The organism is Pseudoalteromonas luteoviolacea (assembly GCF_021654285.1).
In the GTDB taxonomy this organism is placed as follows: domain Bacteria; phylum Pseudomonadota; class Gammaproteobacteria; order Enterobacterales; family Alteromonadaceae; genus Pseudoalteromonas; species Pseudoalteromonas luteoviolacea_J.
This window is the reverse complement of record NZ_JAKFZS010000095.1, coordinates 1-927: the sequence shown is the minus strand read 5'-3', so window position 1 is coordinate 927 and position 927 is coordinate 1. Positions and strand designations below refer to the sequence as shown.

Below are 927 nucleotides of genomic sequence, written 5' to 3'. Positions count from 1 at the left end.
AAAAACATAAAAAAAGCCGCTCAATGAGCGGCTTTTTACTATTCGTATATCGAATTAGTTAACGTGTAACTATTACTCGATGATTGATGCTACAACACCAGCACCAACTGTACGGCCACCTTCACGGATAGCGAAACGTAGACCTTCGTCCATCGCGATTGGGCAGATTAGCTCTACAGTCATCTTGATGTTGTCACCAGGCATTACCATTTCTACGCCGTCTGGTAGCTGGATGTCACCAGTTACGTCAGTTGTACGGAAGTAGAACTGTGGACGGTAACCTTTGAAGAAAGGAGTGTGACGACCACCTTCATCTTTAGAAAGTACGTATACTTCTGAAGTGAACTTAGTGTGCGGCTGGATTGAACCAGGAGCTGATAGTACTTGACCACGCTCAACTTCGTCACGCTTAGTACCACGTAGAAGTGCACCGATGTTCTCACCTGCACGACCTTCGTCTAGAAGCTTACGGAACATTTCAACACCCGTACAAGTTGTCTTCGTAGTTTCTTTAACACCTACGATTTCAACTTCGTCGTTCACGTTGATGATACCAGCTTCAACACGGCCAGTTACAACTGTACCACGACCCTGGATTGAGAATACGTCTTCGATAGGCATGATGAATGGCTTATCGATGTCACGCTCTGGCTCTGGGATGTAAGAATCTAGTGCTTCTGCAAGCTCAACGATCTTGTCTTCCCACTCTTTCTCACCTTCTAGTGCTTTAAGAGCTGAACCTTGGATTAGTGGTAGGTCATCACCAGGGAAATCGTACTCAGAAAGAAGTTCACGAACTTCCATCTCTACTAGTTCGATTAGCTCTTCGTCATCAACCATGTCACATTTGTTCATGAATACGATGATGTAAGGTACACCAACCTGACGTGAAAGTAGGATGTGCTCACGAGTCTGAGGCATAGGACC

At 45.3% G+C, this 927-nt stretch carries 1 protein-coding gene; it reads right to left on the bottom strand.

Annotated features, from left to right (window positions below; genetic code table 11):
- Positions 1 to 72 precede the first annotated feature (72 nt).
- The coding region (gene tuf / locus L1077_RS27160) for an elongation factor Tu (RefSeq protein ID WP_237139882.1) at positions 73 to 927 on the bottom strand (855 nt) is incomplete at its 5' end.